The organism is Streptomyces sp. NPDC054849 (assembly GCF_053610945.1).
Window position 1 is genome coordinate 43,608 of sequence record NZ_JBSGZI010000018.1, and the last position, 16,858, is coordinate 60,465.

At 70.7% G+C, this 16,858-nt stretch carries 12 protein-coding genes; 8 read left to right on the forward strand and 4 right to left on the reverse strand.

Annotation, left to right across the window (positions count from 1 at the left end):
- The first annotated feature begins 253 nt into the window (after positions 1-253).
- From ACWGIF_RS11155 to ACWGIF_RS11180, 6 genes are all read left to right on the forward strand, one after another.
- Positions 254-1,150 carry an FAD binding domain-containing protein gene (locus tag ACWGIF_RS11155; protein WP_362739676.1) on the forward strand — a complete coding sequence of 299 codons (897 nt, stop codon included), beginning with the start codon at positions 254-256 and terminating at the stop codon, positions 1,148-1,150.
- A 2-nt stretch (positions 1,151-1,152) separates the two neighbouring features.
- A complete protein-coding gene (locus ACWGIF_RS11160; RefSeq protein ID WP_385154842.1) occupies positions 1,153-1,761 on the forward strand; it encodes a (2Fe-2S)-binding protein in 609 nt (202 codons plus the stop codon).
- 2 nt (positions 1,762-1,763) lie between these two features.
- Complete coding sequence (gene pucD, locus ACWGIF_RS11165; protein ID WP_453494399.1) at positions 1,764-4,169, forward strand: xanthine dehydrogenase subunit D; 2,406 nt, start codon at positions 1,764-1,766, stop codon at positions 4,167-4,169.
- Positions 4,170-4,494: 325 nt separating this feature from the next.
- Positions 4,495-5,958, forward strand: coding sequence for an NCS2 family permease (locus ACWGIF_RS11170; RefSeq protein WP_453494401.1), 1,464 nt, complete (start codon positions 4,495-4,497; stop codon positions 5,956-5,958).
- 109 nt (positions 5,959-6,067) lie between these two features.
- On the forward strand, positions 6,068-7,219 hold the full coding sequence (locus ACWGIF_RS11175; RefSeq protein WP_453494404.1) for an XdhC family protein: 1,152 nt from the start codon (positions 6,068-6,070) through the stop codon (positions 7,217-7,219).
- A gap of 146 nt (positions 7,220-7,365) precedes the next feature.
- Positions 7,366-8,622, forward strand: coding sequence for a YncE family protein (locus ACWGIF_RS11180; protein WP_453494407.1), 1,257 nt, complete (start codon positions 7,366-7,368; stop codon positions 8,620-8,622).
- Positions 8,623-8,665: 43 nt separating this feature from the next.
- On the opposite strand, the gene ACWGIF_RS11185 is transcribed toward ACWGIF_RS11180, so the two are convergent.
- Together ACWGIF_RS11185 and ACWGIF_RS11190 are read right to left on the reverse strand one after the other, a co-directional pair.
- Entirely contained in the window at positions 8,666-9,133 is a 468-nt protein-coding gene (locus ACWGIF_RS11185; RefSeq protein WP_453494410.1) for an OsmC family protein, read from the reverse strand.
- A gap of 195 nt (positions 9,134-9,328) precedes the next feature.
- A complete protein-coding gene (locus ACWGIF_RS11190; RefSeq protein ID WP_453494413.1) occupies positions 9,329-9,871 on the reverse strand; it encodes a GNAT family N-acetyltransferase in 543 nt (180 codons plus the stop codon).
- A 224-nt stretch (positions 9,872-10,095) separates the two neighbouring features.
- Between ACWGIF_RS11190 and ACWGIF_RS11195 the strand changes: the two genes are divergently transcribed.
- Positions 10,096-11,346, forward strand: coding sequence for a GNAT family N-acetyltransferase (locus ACWGIF_RS11195; RefSeq protein ID WP_453494416.1), 1,251 nt, complete (start codon positions 10,096-10,098; stop codon positions 11,344-11,346).
- Between the two features lie 49 nt (positions 11,347-11,395).
- Here the strand turns inward: ACWGIF_RS11195 and ACWGIF_RS11200 are convergent, their stop codons facing one another.
- Both ACWGIF_RS11200 and ACWGIF_RS11205 read right to left on the reverse strand, forming a co-directional pair.
- A complete protein-coding gene (locus ACWGIF_RS11200; RefSeq protein ID WP_453494419.1) occupies positions 11,396-13,612 on the reverse strand; it encodes a terpene synthase family protein in 2,217 nt (738 codons plus the stop codon).
- Between the two features lie 243 nt (positions 13,613-13,855).
- Positions 13,856-15,934, reverse strand: a complete 2,079-nt coding sequence (locus tag ACWGIF_RS11205; protein ID WP_453494422.1) for an ABC transporter ATP-binding protein — start codon at positions 15,932-15,934, stop codon at positions 13,856-13,858.
- A 464-nt stretch (positions 15,935-16,398) separates the two neighbouring features.
- Here ACWGIF_RS11205 and ACWGIF_RS11210 point away from each other — a divergent pair, with 464 nt between their 5' ends.
- On the forward strand, positions 16,399-16,620 hold the full coding sequence (locus tag ACWGIF_RS11210) for a hypothetical protein (protein WP_453494425.1): 222 nt from the start codon (positions 16,399-16,401) through the stop codon (positions 16,618-16,620).
- The last annotated feature ends 238 nt before the right edge of the window (positions 16,621-16,858 follow it).

The window sequence follows — 16,858 nt, forward strand, 5'->3', positions numbered from 1 at the left end:
ATGTCGCCGCCGATCTGTCTCGAATGTTGCCGTTGGAAATCGGGCAGGTCGTCGCATCCTGCCTTTCATACGAATCTACAAGACGAGGGAGGCCGTCAGCCAACTCCTTCATGGTTTCGGTGACTGCACCCGGGGGACAGGCGGCCGGTGTACTGAGTCCACACCGCGTTAACAGCACGTGAACGACCAGTCGAGGGCCCTTAGGCCTCCTGGCTTGAAGTGAACGACACGATGAAGAAGAAGAGAGCCGCACATGGACTTCCTTCGCCCCGCCAGCTGGGAGGAGGCGCTCGCCGCTAAGGCCGAGTTCCCCACAGCTGTGCCGATTGCGGGTGGCACCGATGTGATGGTCGAGATCAACTTCGACCACCGTCGGCCGGAGTACCTCCTGGACCTGAACCGCATCGGTCTGCTGCGGGAGTGGGAGGTCGGCGAGGACGTGGTTCGTCTGGGCGCCTCCGTCCCGTACACGCAGATCATGGAGAACCTCCGCACGGAGCTTCCGGGTCTCGCGCTCGCCTCGCACACGGTCGCGTCCCCGCAGATCCGCAACCGCGGCGGCGTCGGCGGCAACCTCGGTTGCGCCTCGCCGGCCGGTGACTCCCACCCCGCGCTGCTCGCGGCGGGCGCCGAGGTCGAGGTGGAGTCCGTACGCGGCTCTCGCCTGATCCCGATCGACGAGTTCTACACCGGCGTGAAGCGCAACGCGCTCGCCGCCGACGAGCTCATCAAGACCGTCCACATCAAGAAGGCGGACGGCCCCCAGCAGTACTCCAAGGTCGGCTCCCGCAACGCGATGGTCATCGCGGTCTGCGCGTTCGGTCTGGCGCTGCACCCGCAGACCCGCACGGTCCGCACCGGCATCGGTTCGGCCGCGCCGACCCCGATCCGGGCGAAGGCCGCCGAGGAGTTCCTGAACGCCGCGCTCGAAGAGGGCGGCTTCTGGGAGTCCGGCAAGGTCATCACCCCGTCGATCGCCAAGCAGTTCGGTGACCTCGCCTCCGGCGCGGCCAACCCGATCGACGACGTCCGCGGCACGGCGAAGTACCGCCGTCACGCGGTTGGCATCATGGCTCGCCGCCAGCTCGTCTGGACCTGGGAGCAGTACCGCGGTACCGGCAACGGCCGCTCGCTTGAAGGGGCTGCGTAAGCATGCGCGTCAATTTCACTGTCAACGGCCGTCAGCAGGAAGCCGACGACGTGTGGGAGGGCGAGTCCCTCCTCTACGTCCTGCGCGAGCGTCTGGGCCTGCCGGGTTCGAAGAACGCCTGTGAGCAGGGCGAGTGCGGTTCCTGCACCGTGCGCCTCGACGGTGTGCCGGTCTGTTCCTGTCTCGTCGCCGCCGGCCAGGTCGAGGGTCGCGACGTCGTGACCGTCGAGGGCCTGGCGGAGTTCGCCAAGCAGCGCGAGGAGCACGGCCACGGCGGTGCCTGCGGCACCGGCGGCGGCTGCGGTGGCAAGGGCGGCGTCTCCCTGGACGCGGCCAAGCAGTGGCAGGCCAAGCCGGGCGACTCGCAGACCGGTGAGGGTGTCGAGCTCTCGAACATCCAGCAGGCGTTCATCGACGCCGGCGCCGTCCAGTGTGGTTTCTGCACCCCGGGCCTCCTGGTCCAGGCCGACGCGCTGCTGGAGGAGAACTCCTCCCCGTCCGACCAGGACATCCGTGAGGCCCTGTCCGGCAACCTCTGCCGCTGCACGGGCTACGAGAAGATCCTCGACGCGGTCCGCCTCGCGGCCGCCCGTCAGGGAGAGGCGGTCTGACCATGGCGCAGAACACGCGCACCGTTCCGGCGGGTACGCCCACCAACGTCACCCAGAAGCACACCAAGGGCGGCATCGGCGAGTCCATCCTCCGCCCGGACGGCACCCTCAAGGTCACCGGTGAGTTCGCGTACTCCTCGGACATGTGGCACGAGGACATGCTGTGGGGCCAGACCCTGCGCAGCACCGTCGCCCACGCCGAGATCGTCTCCATCGACATCTCCGAGGCGCTCGCGATGCCCGGCGTCTACTCGGTGCTGACGTACGACGACCTGCCGGCCGAGATGAAGAACTACGGCCTGGAGATCCAGGACACCCCGGTTCTCGCCCACGGCCGGGTACGTCACCACGGTGAGCCGGTCGCCCTCGTGGCCGCCGACCACCCGGAGACCGCCCGCCGAGCGGCCGCCAAGATCAAGATCGACTACCGTGAGCTGCCGCTCGTCACGGACGAGGCCTCCGCCCTCGCCCCCGGCGCGCCGCTGATCCACGAGGGCCGCGACGACCACCACATCGGTCACGTCCCGCACCCGAACATCGTGCACCGCCAGCCGATCATCCGCGGCAACGTGGAAGAGGCCCGCAAGCGCGCCGACGTCATCGTCGAGGGCGAGTACACCTTCGGCATGCAGGACCAGGCCTTCCTCGGCCCGGAGTCCGGTCTGGCCGTGCCGTCCGAGGACGGCGGCGTCGACCTCTACGTCGCCACCCAGTGGCTGCACTCGGACCTCCAGCAGATCGCCCCGGTCCTGGGCCTCCCGCCGGAGAAGGTCCGCATGACGCTCTCGGGCGTCGGCGGTGCCTTCGGCGGCCGCGAGGACATCTCGATGCAGATCCACGCCTGCCTGCTGGCCCTGGCCACGAACAAGCCGGTCAAGATCGTCTACAACCGGTTCGAGTCCTTCTTCGGTCACGTGCACCGTCACCCGGCGAAGCTCTACTACGAGCACGGCGCCACCAAGGACGGCAAGCTCACGCACATGAAGTGCAAGATCGTGCTCGACGGTGGCGCCTACGCCTCGGCCTCCCCGGCCGTCGTCGGCAACGCGTCGTCCCTCTCGGTGGGTCCGTACGTCCTGGAGGACGTCGACATCGAGGCGATCGCGCTCTACACGAACAACCCGCCCTGCGGCGCGATGCGCGGCTTCGGCGCCGTCCAGGCCTGCTTCGCGTACGAGGCCCAGATGGACAAGCTCGCGGCGAAGCTGGGCATGGACCCGGTCGAGTTCCGCCAGCTGAACGCCATGGAGATGGGCACGATCATGCCCACCGGCCAGGTCGTGGACTCCCCGGCCCCGGTCGCCGAGCTGCTGCGCCGGGTCAAGGCCCGCCCGCTGCCGCCGGAGCGCCAGTGGGAGACCGCCGGCGAGAACGCGGACGTCCGCGCGCTGCCCGGTGGCCTCTCCAACACCACCCACGGTGAGGGCGTCGTCCGCGGCGTCGGCTACGCGGTCGGCATCAAGAACGTCGGCTTCTCCGAGGGCTTCGACGACTACTCGACCGCCCGCGTGCGCCTCGAGGTCATCAACGGCGAGGCCGTCGCGATGGTCCACACGGCCATGGCGGAGGTCGGCCAGGGCGGCGTCACCGTCCACACCCAGATCGCCCGTACGGAGCTGGGCGTCACGCAGGTGACCATCCACCCGGCCGACACGCAGGTCGGCTCCGCCGGTTCCACGTCCGCCTCGCGGCAGACGTACATGACCGGTGGCGCCGTGAAGAACACCTGTGAGGCCGTCCGCGAGGCCGTCCTGGAGATCGGGCGCCGCAAGAACGGCTCCTACCACCCGGCCTGGGCGACCGCCGAGCTGCTCCTCGAAGGCGGCAAGGTCGTCACCGACGGCGGCGAGGTCCTCGCGGACCTGGCCGAGCTGCTGGAGGGCGAGGACCCGATCGACCTGGAGCTGGAGTTCCGGCACCGGCCGACCGTCCCGTTCGACCTGGTCACCGGCCAGGGCGACGGCCACGTCCAGTACACCTTCGCCGCGCACCGCGCGGTCGTCGAGGTGGACACGGAGCTCGGCCTGGTCAAGGTCGTCGAGCTGGCGACCGCCCAGGACGTCGGCAAGGCGCTCAACATGCTTTCCGTGGTGGGCCAGATCCAGGGTGGCACCACCCAGGGTCTCGGCGTGGCGATCATGGAAGAGATCATCGTGGACCCGAAGACCGCGAAGGTGCGCAACCCCTCCTTCACGGACTACCTGATCCCGACCATCCTGGACACCCCGACCATCCCGGTCGACGTCCTGGAGCTCGCCGACCCGAACGCGCCGTACGGCCTTCGCGGTATGGGCGAGGCCCCGACCCTCTCGTCCACCCCGGCCGTCCTCGCGGCGATCCGGCAGGCGACCGGGCTGGAGCTCAACAAGACGCCGATCCGTCCGGAAGCCCTTACCGGGACCCTCTAGGACGGCGTGGTCCGGGGGCCGCGAGGCCCCCGGACCCCCTCAAGCTCTCCGGGCGGTGTGACTCGGGAACGTCACACTTCACAGCGCACCGCCCGGAGTACACACGAAGCACCGCACCGCTCGCGGTCCCTTCACCCGGCAGTACCCCTGCAAGAACCCCCACGTAGTACCAGCGGTCACCCCCGCACTACCCGCAGTACACGCAGTGAACATTCGCGTCGCCTCGGGCCGTCACCCCGGGTCGTGCAGCCAAACGCAGCATCCCAAATCCCGCAATCTCCAATCCCCACGCGGGTGCCCCTTTGAACCTTGGGAGTTAGGCACCATGACCCAATCGTCTGTGGAGCCCAAGACCACCGCGGAAGAGGCCGGCGACGGCTCTCGCAACCCCGCCGGACGGTCTTGGCTCGACCGCTACTTTCATATAACGCACAGAGGTTCCAACGTCGGCAACGAGGTCCGTGGCGGTATCACGACCTTCATGGCCATGGCGTACATCCTCCTGCTCAACCCCCTGCTCCTCTCGGGCAAGGACGTCGCGGGCACCGTGATGGACGGATCGGCGATCATCACCGCCACCGCCTTCGCCGCGGCCGTCACCACGCTCCTCATGGGCTTCGTCGGCAAGGTCCCGCTGGCCCTCGCCGCGGGTCTGTCCGTGTCCGGTGTGCTCGCCTCGCAGGTGGCCCCGCAGATGACCTGGCCGCAGGCCATGGGCATGTGCGTGGTCTACGGCGTCGTGATCTGTCTCCTGGTCGTCACCGGCCTCCGCGAGATGATCATGAACGCGATCCCCCTCGCGCTCAAGCACGCCATCACCATGGGCATCGGCCTCTTCGTCGCCCTGATCGGCTTCGTGAAGGCCGGCTTCGTCGGCAACGGCGGGGAGTTCATGCCCCCCGTCCAGCTCGGCGCGACCGGTGAGCTGTCCGGCTGGCCCGTGCTGCTCTTCGCCGTCACCCTGATCGCGATCTTCATGCTCCAGGCCCGCAAGGTGCCCGGTTCGATCCTGATCGGCATCGTCGGCGGCACCATCCTCGCCGCGATCCTCAACGCCGTCGTGGACATCGACGCGAAGGCCTGGAAGAACGGCCCGCCGGAGCTCGACGGCTCGGCGGTCTCGATGCCGGACTTCTCGCTCTTCGGCGACGTCTCCTTCGGCGGCTGGGGCGATGTCGGCTACATGACGGTCGGCATGATCGTCTTCACGCTGGTGCTCGCCGGCTTCTTCGACGCCATGGCGACCATCATCGGTGTCGGCACCGAGGCCAAGCTGGCCGACGACAAGGGCCGCATGCCGGGCCTGTCCAAGGCGCTCTTCATCGACGGCGCCGGTGGCGCCATCGGTGGCGTCGCGGGTGGCTCCGGCCAGACCGTGTTCGTCGAGTCCGCGACCGGCGTCGGTGAGGGAGCCCGCACCGGCCTCGCGTCCGTCGTCACCGGCCTGTTCTTCGCCGCCTGCCTCTTCTTCACCCCGATCACGCAGATCGTCCCGGGTGAGGTCGCCTCCGCGGCCCTGGTCGTCATCGGCGCGATGATGATGCAGAACGCGCGCCACGTGGACTGGGCCGAGACCTCGACGGCGATCCCGGTCTTCCTCACCGTCGTGATCATGCCGTTCACCTACTCGATCACCGCCGGTGTCGCTGCGGGTGTCATCTCGTACGTCGCCATCAAGGTCGCTCAGGGCAAGGCCCGGGAGATCGGCGGCTTCATGTGGGCGCTGACCGGAATCTTCCTGGTCTTCTTCGCCCTCCACCCGATCGAGGGCTGGCTCGGGGTCGGCTGACCGGCCGGACCCGATCCGTACGCCTGATCCGTACGCCTGTTCCGTACGGAAAGAACCGCACCCTCCACGTATCCGATACTGGAAACCGAACCTCTCCGAGGAGGCCCCCATGCTGGACATCGCCGAAGAGCTGAACCGGTGGGTCGAGCAGGGACGTGACTTCGCCGTCGCCACGGTCGTGGCGATCAGCGGGAGCGCGCCCCGGCAGCCCGGGGCGGCCCTCGCCGTCGACAGCGAGGGCACGGCCATCGGCTCGGTCTCCGGTGGATGCGTGGAGGGTGCGGTGTACGAGCTGTGCCGACAGGCGCTGGAGGACGGCGAGACCGTCCGGGAGCGCTTCGGGTACAGCGACGACGATGCCTTCGCCGTGGGCCTGACCTGCGGCGGAATCATCGACATCCTCGTCACCCCGGTCCCCGTGGGCTCTCCCGTACGGGAGGTGTTCGCGGCCGGCCTGGCCGCTGCCGCCCGGGGTGAGGCGGCGGCCGTCGCCCGGCTGGCCGAGGGCCCGGCCGAGCTGATGGGCCGCGCCGTGTTCGTCCGTACCGAAGGCGCCCACCAGGGCGGATTCGGCGGACACCCCGAGCTGGACCGCACCATCGCCGAAGAGGCCCGCGCCATGCTCGACGCCGGCCGGACCGGCGTGCTGGAGATCGGCGCCGACGGCAGGCTCTGCGGAGAGCCGCTGAAGGTCCTGGTCGAAGCCAGCGTCCCGCCCCCGCGGATGATCGTCTTCGGTGCCATCGACTTCGCCTCCGCCCTCGTGCGGATCGGAAAGTTCCTCGGCTACCGCGTGACGGTGTGCGACGCACGGCCGGTCTTCGCGACGAAGACCCGTTTCCCCGAGGCGGACGAGATCGTCGTCGACTGGCCGCACCGCTACCTGGAGACCACGGACGTGGACGGCCGGACCGTCCTGTGCGTGCTCACCCACGACGCCAAGTTCGACGTCCCGCTCCTCGAACTGGCCCTCAGGCTTCCCGTCGCCTACGTCGGCGCCATGGGCTCCCGCCGCACCCACGAGGACCGTAACAAGCGGCTGCGGGACGTCGGCGTGACCGAGCTCGAACTGGCCCGTCTGCGCTCCCCGATCGGCCTGGACCTCGGCGCCCGCTCCCCGGAGGAGACCGCGCTGTCCATCGCCGCCGAGATCGTCGCGAACCGGCGCGGCGGCACCGGCGCGGCCCTCACCGGCGCGCACATCCCGATCCACCCGGACGTCTCGAACACGGTGATCGACAGGATCGGTTCCGTCGCTTGAAGGAGCGACGGCCCGAGGGCTGACGGCGGAACGTGAGAAAAGGGCGTGCCCCGTAGGGGTTGCGCCCTTCTGGCGTTCCCCCTATCTTACCGGCCGGTAATAGGAGGCACCCTCTCCATCCCTTCCCCCACACCGGAGTTGAGCGGATGTTGCGAACCGTGCGAACCCTGGGCGTGCTGGCCGCGGCCACCCTGCTCACCGCTTTCACGCCGGCGCCGGCCGCGCCGGCGGTGGCGGCCTCCGTCACCGGCGACGGCCTGCGCGAGGTGCTCTTCGTCGGGAACAACTGGGAGGGGACCGCCGACGTCCTCGCCTCCACCGGCGACCTCGCCAAGGTCGGCCGGATCGACATGATCCCCGACAAGGCCGAACGGCTCCGCGAGATCTACCTCAACCCCGTGAAACTCGCCTTCTTCCTCGGTATCCGGGAGAGTGCCGGCGAGGGCCACGACCAGTTCGTCGACGACATGTTCACCACACCCGACGGATCCGCCGTCGTCGCCTCCCGCCCCAGCTTCGCCGACGTCGTGTCCATCGACGTGACCACGGGACGGATCAACTGGCGCTTCCCCGTCTCCGGTTACCGGTCCGACCACATGGCGGTCTCCCCGGACGGAACCCGCATCGCCGTCTCGGCCTCCACCTCCAACACCGTGCACGTCCTTGACATCACCACCGGCCGCCAGGTCGGCTCCTTCGGCACCGGGGACAAGCCGCACGAGAACACCTTCACCCGCGACGGCCGTTACCTCTGGAACAGCTCCATCGGCGAGGTGAACACCGCCCTCGACGCGTCCTGGCTGGACTGGACGAAGGGCGACCGGAAGATCACCGTGGTCGACGCGCAGACCTTCCGCACGGTCCGGGTGATCGACATGCGGCAGCGGCTCGACGCCTTCGGCCGCCGCGACCTGTCCGACTCCGTACGCCCCGTCTCCTTCAGCCCCGACGAGTCGAAGCTCTACTTCCAGGTGTCGTTCTTCAACGGCTTCCTCGAGTACGACGTGGCCTCCGACCGCATCACCCGCCTCAAGACCCTCCCCATGAACCCCGCCACCAGCGCCGACCGCACCACCTGGGTCAACGACTCCCGCCACCACGGCATGTCCATGAGTCCCGACGGGACGAAGCTCTGCATCGCGGGCACCATGGACGACTACGCGACCGTCGTGGACCGCGCCACCCTCACCGAGGGACCGCTCGTCCCCGCCGCCAAGCCGTACTGGGCCACGGTCGACGGCGACGGAACGGCCTGCGTCATCTCCGAGAGCGGCTCCGACCAGGTCACCGCCATCGACTTCGCCACCGGCGCCAAGCGGGTCTCCGTCCCCGTCGGGGACCACCCTCAGCGCATCCGGCTCGGCCACGTTCCGGCCGACTGGACCGGCCCCGCCGGCCGCTAGGTTCCGTCGCGGGACAACGGTGTGAGGGCAGCTGCCCGGCCGCTCAGCCCACCGTCACGGTCGGCTCGTGGCGGACGGGGAAGTTCACCGAGTTGGCGATGAAGCACGCCCGGTGGGCTTCCTTGTGCAGTTCGATCGCCGCAGCCACCATCGACTCCTCGCCGACGGTGATCCGAGGGTGCACCACGGCCTCCGTGAACTGCCCGCTGTCCCCGGCGGTGGCCATCGTCCCGGTCGCCTCGTCGACGTACGAGGTGACCACCACGCCGTTGACCGCGCAGAAGTGCAGGTAGGAGAGCATGTGGCACTGAGACAGCGCGGCGAGCAGCAGTTGCTCGGGGTTCCAGCGGGAGGCGTCCCCGCGGAAGGTCGGGTCGGAGCTGCCGAGGATCGTCGGCAGCTCTCCGGCGGCCACCTCGTGCGCCCGCGAGTACGCGCGGTAGTGGCTGGTGCCGGTGCCGAGGTTTCCGGTCCAGGTGACACGGGTGGTGTAGGAGTGCAGACGAGCCATGGCGGCTACTCCGTCTCTCGGGGGTGCGGGACTGAGCGGTGAGGGTCTCCGGGACGGGGACGTGGGCGCGGCGAGGCGTCGAGTGGTGCCGGGTGCCGGGTGCCGGGTGCCGGGTGCCCGATGCTGGGGGCGGGACGTCAACCTGGATCGTACGGCCGGTACCGTCGGCGCCCGGCGGGCACACCGCCGGCGCGGTCAGGCCCGCCACTCCTCCCGGAGCATCCCGAACAGCACCTCGTCGTACCGCTCACCCGCCAGCAGCACGGCGGCCCGCCGCCGTCCCTCCTCGCGGAAGCCGAGCCGGGTGAACGCCCGGACGGCCCGCTCGTTCCCGCTCCAGGTGTCGAGCTGGAGCCGGGTGAGCGGGAAGCTGCCGAAGAGGTGGCCGACCAGCAGCCGCATCGCCTCGGAGCCGTGCCCCCGGCCCCAGAACTCCCGCTCGCCGATGGTGATCCCCAGCGTCGCCACTCCGGCCCAGGGGTCCAGGTCGCGGTAGTCGACCGTGCCGATCACCCGGCGGTCCGGCAGGGACTCCACCGTGAACACCGCCGACTCCCGCGGCGAGAGCATCAGCATCCGTTCGAAGAAGAGCCCCAGTGCCTCCCGCGTGATCGGGCCGGAGCACGGGTCCCCGGCGGAAGCCCAGCGGACCACCTCGGGGTCGTTGCGCCAGCGCAGGTGGTGCTCCGCGTCCTCGGCGCGCAGTGCGCGCAGAGCGACGAGCTCTCCCTCGATCACGCCGTGATCCCCTCCCCGTGACGGCCGACGGCACACCGTACCCACTGATGATCACGGCGGTCACGTGTTTTTCGAAGCCGGAGCGGTGTCGCGCCTCGGCGGCGGCCGTTGCCTGCGGGCACGAGCCCGGCGGGGCCGGCGGCCTGCCACCGGAACGGCTGAAACCCACACCCCCCGGCCCTTATGGGGTGACCGGTCCGCGATGACCGATTAGTCTCGCGATCATGGTGGACATCCGTGACGTACCCGAGGCCGACATCGACCGCGCCCTGGAGCTCGCGTATCTCGTCTTCAACGACCGGCCGCAGAAGGAGGGCCGAGACAGGCATCACGCGCTGCTCTCACGGTGCGACCGGATCGGCGCCTACGACGGGGACACCCTCGTCGGCTTCATGGCCGCGCACGACTTCCGGCTCTCGGTGCCCGGGGCGGACCTGCCCTGCCCCGGCCTCACCTTCGTCTGCGTCGCCCCCACCCACCGCCGGCGCGGCGTCCTCACCGGGATGATGACGGACATGCTGCGGCGCGCCGCGGCCGCGGGCAGCCCGCTCGTGGCCCTCTGGGCCTCCGAAGCCGCCATCTACGGCCGCTTCGGCTACGGCAGCGCCACCACCGGAGCCACCATCGAGATCGACTCCACCCGGCCGCTGGCCTTGCGCATCGACCCGGACCGCCGCCCGTTGCGGCTCGTCGACCCGGAGGAGGCCCCGGAGCTCATCGGCCTCTTCCACGAAGCCGCCCGCTCGGGGCGGGCAGGACGTCCCACCCGCAGTCCGGAGCGCTGGCGCGACGAGTGGCTGGCCGAACAGGACGAGGAGGACGAGGAATTGAGCCCGCCCCGGATCATCGTCCTGGGGGATCCGGGCGAGCAGATCGCCGGCTACGTGCTCTACCGCACCAAGCCGGAGGCCGGGGGCGCGGGCGCGAGCGGGGACGGACCCGCCCGCGCACCGGGCCTGGTCCGCGTCGACGAGCTGGAGGCCGCCACCCCGGCGGCCGCCGCCGCGCTGTGGGAGTGCGTGGCCGGCCTCGACCTCACCGGCAAGGTGTCGGCACGGGGCCGCCCGGTCGACGACCCGCTGCTGCATTTCGCCGCCGACCGGGACCAGGTACGCGTCACCGCCCAGTTCCCGGCGCTCTGGCTGCGCCTGGTCGACGTACACGCGGCCCTGACCGGGCGGTCCTGGGCCGCGCCGGTGGAGCTGGTGCTGGAGGTGCACGACGTACGGCTGCCGGCCAACTCCGGGCGGTTCCGTCTCAAGGCCGGACCGGGCGGGGCGGCGTACGAGCACGCGGACGACCCCGCCGACCTGACCCTGGAGGTACGCGAGCTGGCCGCCTGCTACCTGGGCGGGACCCGGGTCGTCGAGCTCGTCGCGGCCGGGCTGGTACGGGAGCACACGCCGGGTGCGGCCGCCGCGCTGGACGCGGCCCTGCACACGGCCGCACTCCCGCACACGAGCGACGAGTTCTGAGGGACGGCGGCCGGCCGGGCGGCCGCGGCGGCACCCGTGCGCGTGAGGGTCAGGCGGGGAGGGAGATCCGGGCGGCCGACATGCCGAAGCCGGAGTTCCAGACGCCCGTGGACAGGCCGCCGCCCGGCCGGTGCAGGTCCTCCTCCCGGTAACGACGGCAGTTCCGGTGCCAGTTGAGGATGCCGGCGAGCCAGTCCTGGAGCTCGCCGACGTACGCGTCGAGCCCGGCCCGGGCCCCGGAGCTGAGCTTCCAGTCGTCGTAGAGCAGCGGCAGCTGGTTCGCGGCGATGTGCTCGAACTCCTCCGTGCGCCGGGTCATCAGCGAGTGGCAGATGTGCAGCGCCTCCGGGTAGCCGATGTCGAAGAAATTCCGTGTGACCAGGACGTGGTTGTGCACCTCTCCCTCGAACTCCACCTCCTTCTGGTACGAGAAGATGTCGTTGATCAGGCACGCGGCGTCGGCCGCCGCGTTCTCCAGGGACCGGATGGTCCCCGAGGCGTAGATCTCGTCCGGGATGCCCCGGCCCGCCTGGCCCAGCCGGCACAGGTACATCGTGAGGTGCGAACCGAAGGTGCGGCGGCGCATCTCGGCGTAGTCCACCGGGTCCGGGATGCGGCCCTGGATCTGGTTGTCCATTTCCCAGACCCAGCTCTCCAGCATGCTCACCAGGGTCGCCCGGAACTCGGCGCGGACGGCCGGGGCCATGCCCCGGCTGGTGCGCACCCACAGATCGGCGAGCGCGCGCTCCATCGCGGTGACCGGCAGGGCCTGTTCGACGTGGTCGACCGGGATCATCGCGACCAGCCGCGCGGTGGTCGCCTTGGCGGCCGAGAGGTTCTTGGCCTGGGCGAAGACCACCGGGTAGTAGTCGTCCCCGTACGTCCCCCAGGTCAGCCAGCACGCGTTGAGGACCAGCGCCTCGCGCGTGGCGTCGGGGTCGATGCCGGCCGAGCAGAGCGCGAAGTCGTAGCCGCGCAGCTTCGGTTCGCTCCAGATGGCGGAGCCGGGGTCGCCGGGCTGCGGGTCCAGCAGGCCCATGCGCCGGGCCCAGTCGACGGAACCCTCGCGGGCGTGGTCCAGATGCGGGCTCAGGGAGAGCCGGAACGGCATGTAGACGTCCGGGATCACGGACGGCCCCGTGCGCTCGAAGGGCACGTGGGTGAAGGAGCGGCGGCGCAGGTCGGCGGAGCGCCGGGTGAACACGGACCGCAGGTCGAGCGCCGTGGTGCCGAGACCCGTCGGGAGGAAGGGCAGAGTGAGCGGGGCGGTGGCCCTGGCCTCCTTGTTCATGTAGCGGCTGGACACCATGTGCCACTCGTGACCGCCGGACTGCCAGTCCTGAAGGCCCTTGGCGTAGGCGAGGACGGCCCCGATCTCCGCGGGGTCCAACGCGTGGTCGGCGAAGAGCTGGGGGAGCTCGACGAGAGCGGTCTGCTCGAACTGATGGAGGCGCGAGGTGAGCAGGTCGTTGGAGACGTCGGCGGCCTCCTGGGTGGTGCAGCCGAGGAAGGTCTCCAGCACCAGGACGGCGTTGGAGAGCTCGCCCTCGTCGGTGACCTCGCGCTGGTAGGAGAAGATGTCGTTGCGGATGTGCACGGCGTCCGAGAAGGCGTCGCGCAGGACGCCGAGGGCGCGGGCGTGCGCGACGCGTGCGGGGACCTCGGCGGAGACGTACTCGATCAGGCCGGCCGACCAGGGGGCGCCGCCCACCTTGCGGCGCATCTCGATGTATTCGAGGGGGTTCGCCACCCGCCCGATGCCGATGTTGGCGAGCTCCCACATCGACTCGTCGAGGAGGTTCTTCGTCGACAAGGAGAACCGTTCCCGCCAGTCGGCGGACATCGCGGGGACGGTCCGCGCCCAGAGGTCGGCGAGGCCCGCCTCGACCGGGTTGGTGGGCACGGGGAAGCCGTCGGACAGGTTCATCGGCATGAAGGCGGCGAGCCGGTCGAGGTACTGCTTGGCGCCGTCACGGTCCTGCGAGCGCTTGAACATCTCCAGGAAGTGGTCGTCGAAGAAGAACACCCACACGTACCAGTCGGTGATCAGCGACAGCGCTTCGCCGTCACAGTCGGGGTGGGTGTAGGAGCAGAGGAGCGCGTAATCGTGCGAGTCGAGATCGCGCTCCTCCCAGACGCCGGAACCTTCCAGCATCCCGAAGTCACGGGCCCATTGCTTGGTGTGGACCCTCGCGTCCTCCAGGTGGGGGTTCAGTCGCGCCGGATAAGGCACATAGAAATCCGGCAGTTGAAACGGCTGCGTCACGGCGGGGTCGGCCCTTCGTCCATGGGTGCGGGGGCCGGTCACTTCCCGGCCCCCGCACGAGATCAGCAGTGCCCTACCCCCGGTGCCCGTGGGATAAGGAGGATTTCACTGCATCAGGTGACGGAAGGGGCGTTCCGCAGTCCGGGGGACTGGCGGGGGTTAGGGAGGGTCGGAGGCCTCCCGGCCCGACGGGCGGCCCCGGCTCGACGAGCGGGGGACCTCTCTGGGGCTGCAGCCGCCGCCTCAGGTGGCGGAGGTGTCGTTCCTGGGGACGGGGGACTGGCGGGGGATGGAAGGGGACGCGGACGGGGGTGCGGACTCGGACTCGGACGCGGACGCGGACGCGGACTGGGACTCGGCCTGGGGCCGCGGTTCGCGGGTGAACTGCTCGGCCTGCATCCGGAACATCGCCGCGTACCGCCCGCCCAGGGCCAGCAGCTCCTCGTGACCGCCCTGTTCGACGAGCCGGCCCTCGTGCAGGACGTAGATGACGTCGGCGAACCGCACGCCTGACATCCGGTGTGTGACGAGAACGACCGCCCGCTGCGGTCCGGCGAGGCCGCGGATGCTGTCGAACGCGGCGATCTCGGCCTCCGGGTCCAGCGCCGAGGTGGGCTCGTCCACGACGAGGACGCGGGCGTCGCGGAAGCGGGTCCGGGCCAGGCCGAACTTCTGCCACTGTCCGCCGGAGAGCTCCGAGGCCCCCCGGAACACCCGGGCGAGCAGGGTCTCGTAGCCGTTCGGCAGCTTCTCGACGATCCCGTCGGCACCCGCGTACCGGGCGGCGGCGACCACCTCGGCGGCCACGTCCACCGCCCGGTCCGCCCCCTTCGCGCCCCCCGCGCCCGGCCGGCCGATGGCGATGTTGGTACGGGCGGTCACCGGCCAGCGCTCGAAGTCCTGGGTCAGCAGGGCGACGCGGTCGAAGACCTGCTCCCGGTCGGCCTCCCGTACCTCCACCCCGTCCCAGGTCAGCGACCCCGAGTCCGGCAGGTGCAGCCCGGCGAGCAGCTTGACGAGGGTGCTCTTGCCGGAGCCGTTCTCACCGACCAGGGCGACGACGGTGCCGGCCTCGATGGTGAGGGAGACCCCGCTGAGAGCGGGCTCGTCCCGGTCGGGGTAGCTGAAGTCCACGTCCTCCAGCCGTACCGCGGTGAGCCGCTCGGGCAGCGGCCGCCCGCCGGACGGGATGGCGCGGCGGGCCGCCTCGGCGACGAACCGCTCCAGGTCCCGGACGTACAGGGACTCCTCGTGCAGGGTGTTGGTGGTGGAGACGAGCGCGCCCAGGCTCGCCGAACCGGTGCGCACCGCGATCACCGCGGTGCCGGCGACGGCGAGGTCCATCCGGCCGGAGACGATGAGCGCGCCCATCGCCCCGTACGTGACCAGGGCCGCGAGGCCGGAGAGCGCGGCGGCGAGGAGCTCGGTGGCGGCCTTGTCCTTGGCCAGGCGGGTGGCCTCGGTCTCGGCGACTTCGGCCATGTTGCGGTAGTGGCCGAGGAGGTAGCGGCCGACGCCGTGCACCCGTACCTCGGGGGCCGACGTACGGGAGATCAGCAGCTGGCCGATGAGCCGGGCGGCGCGTACGTGCTCCACCCAGGTGATCACCGACAGGTAGCGGCGCTGGGCCACCCGCATCGCACCCCAGCCGCGCGGGGCGGCGATGAGCAGCAGCAGGGGCAGCAGCAGCGGGTGCAGCACGGTGAGCACCCCGGCGGTGGCGACGAGGGAGATCACCCCGCCCAGGGTGGCGACGCAGGCGCCGACGGTGCGCCGGGCCGAGGGCGGCCCCCACTGGGCGCTGTCCAGCAGCCGCCGGAACTCCCCGTCCTCGATGGCCTCGAGCTCCACCTCGACGGCGGCGCTCAGGTACTGCTCGTGCGCGGCCCGCTCGACCTTGGGCTCCAGGCGTCCGGCGGCCGCCGTGGACCGGGAGGCCAGTACGGCTCCCAGCACGGCCACCAGCGCGCCGGTGGCGAGGGCGGGCAGGGCGGCGTGCAGCCGGTCGGCGGCGCTGCCCTCGCCGAGCAGCGTACGGAGCACCTCGCTGATGACGAGCAGCCCGACGGCGGAGGTGATGCCCTGCCCGGCCTCGGAAGCGGCGACGGTGAGCAGGGCGGGGCGGTCGGTGTCCCAGGCGAGGCGCAGGGTCCCGCCGACCATGCGGGGCATGGAGCGCAGGGTGGTCAGGAGCCGCCCCTCGAGGCGGGCGTACTCGTGGTTGGACCAGCCGGCGTCGTAACGCAGGGGTCCGCCGAAGAGGTGGCGTTCGCTCTCGGAGACGGCGGGTTCGGCGGCTCCGGGCCGCTTGAGGAGCCTCATGCGCGGCCACCTCCGCCCGGTGCCGGGTCGAACACCACATGAACGTACACGGATCGCAAGATTCCTCCCGAGGTGCCGCGGCTGCGCACTGACGCCGGAAGAACGTGGCTGCTCAGAGCGGCGTCACGGGCCGCGGGGAACGAACGCACGCACACAGTTGCGACCACGTACCGGACCCCAAGCGCCGCGCGGCCACGCGGCGTTCGAACCACCCGGAGGTGTCGATGCCCCCCTTCGAGGGATTGCGCGGCCACCCGCGCCGCGCTGCCACCCGGCGCACACGGCCCTCTTGCGCAGGTTCGGGTGCGGGAGGTCGTCGTGACGGGCGAGGTCCCGGTCGGCGGCACGAGGTGCTCTCGTCGGGAGTGGTCGCCCGGGGTTCGGGGTGTCGGAGCGTGGGGTGATTGTCGGATTGGGTTAGGTTTGCCCCGGTATTTGGTTCCGGCGTTCCGGGAGGGACACTCATGGCGATCGATCTGGACAAGGTGCTCGACAAGGCGTGGGCCGACAAGCCGCTCTCCGATGTGCTCGCGGCTCCCGTGGCCGCGCTGAAGGGCGTCAGCGAGAAGGACGGCGAGCTGCTGCGGGAGGCGTTCGGGGTCAAGACCGTCGCCGACTTCGGGCAGCTGAAGTACGTGCGGTGGGCGCAGGCGCTCGTCGCGCTGCACCAGACCGTCAAGGTCTAATCGGCCGCCGGCGTGCGGTGCGCGGTCCGGGTCGACCGTGTGCCACGCCTTGAGTGAGGTCCGGCCAGCTCGGGGAGGCCGCCGGTTCGCGGTGGTCCGCGGTGCGGGCCTCGCTGTGGTCCGCGTGCTCGGGGTCCGCGGACGTCACCGTGAAAGGCCGTCCTCCCCGCCCACTGCACGGGCGGGGAGGACGGCCTTTCGGCGTGGAGACGAGCGTGCGGCCCAGGGTCAGGGCTCC

Bases quoted from the DNA above. Each gene is read 5' to 3' on its own strand.
- ACWGIF_RS11195 (WP_453494416.1), top strand. From the start codon at position 10,096: ATGGTGGACATCCGTGACGTACCCGAGGCCGACATCGACCGCGCCCTG.
- ACWGIF_RS11205 (WP_453494422.1), bottom strand. From the start codon at position 15,934: ATGAGGCTCCTCAAGCGGCCCGGAGCCGCCGAACCCGCCGTCTCCGAG.
- ACWGIF_RS11185 (WP_453494410.1), bottom strand. From the start codon at position 9,133: ATGGCTCGTCTGCACTCCTACACCACCCGTGTCACCTGGACCGGAAAC.
- ACWGIF_RS11155 (WP_362739676.1), top strand. From the start codon at position 254: ATGGACTTCCTTCGCCCCGCCAGCTGGGAGGAGGCGCTCGCCGCTAAG.
- ACWGIF_RS11180 (WP_453494407.1), top strand. From the start codon at position 7,366: ATGTTGCGAACCGTGCGAACCCTGGGCGTGCTGGCCGCGGCCACCCTG.
- ACWGIF_RS11170 (WP_453494401.1), top strand. From the start codon at position 4,495: ATGACCCAATCGTCTGTGGAGCCCAAGACCACCGCGGAAGAGGCCGGC.
- ACWGIF_RS11160 (WP_385154842.1), top strand. From the start codon at position 1,153: ATGCGCGTCAATTTCACTGTCAACGGCCGTCAGCAGGAAGCCGACGAC.
- ACWGIF_RS11210 (WP_453494425.1), top strand. From the start codon at position 16,399: ATGGCGATCGATCTGGACAAGGTGCTCGACAAGGCGTGGGCCGACAAG.
- pucD (WP_453494399.1), top strand. From the start codon at position 1,764: ATGGCGCAGAACACGCGCACCGTTCCGGCGGGTACGCCCACCAACGTC.
- ACWGIF_RS11175 (WP_453494404.1), top strand. From the start codon at position 6,068: ATGCTGGACATCGCCGAAGAGCTGAACCGGTGGGTCGAGCAGGGACGT.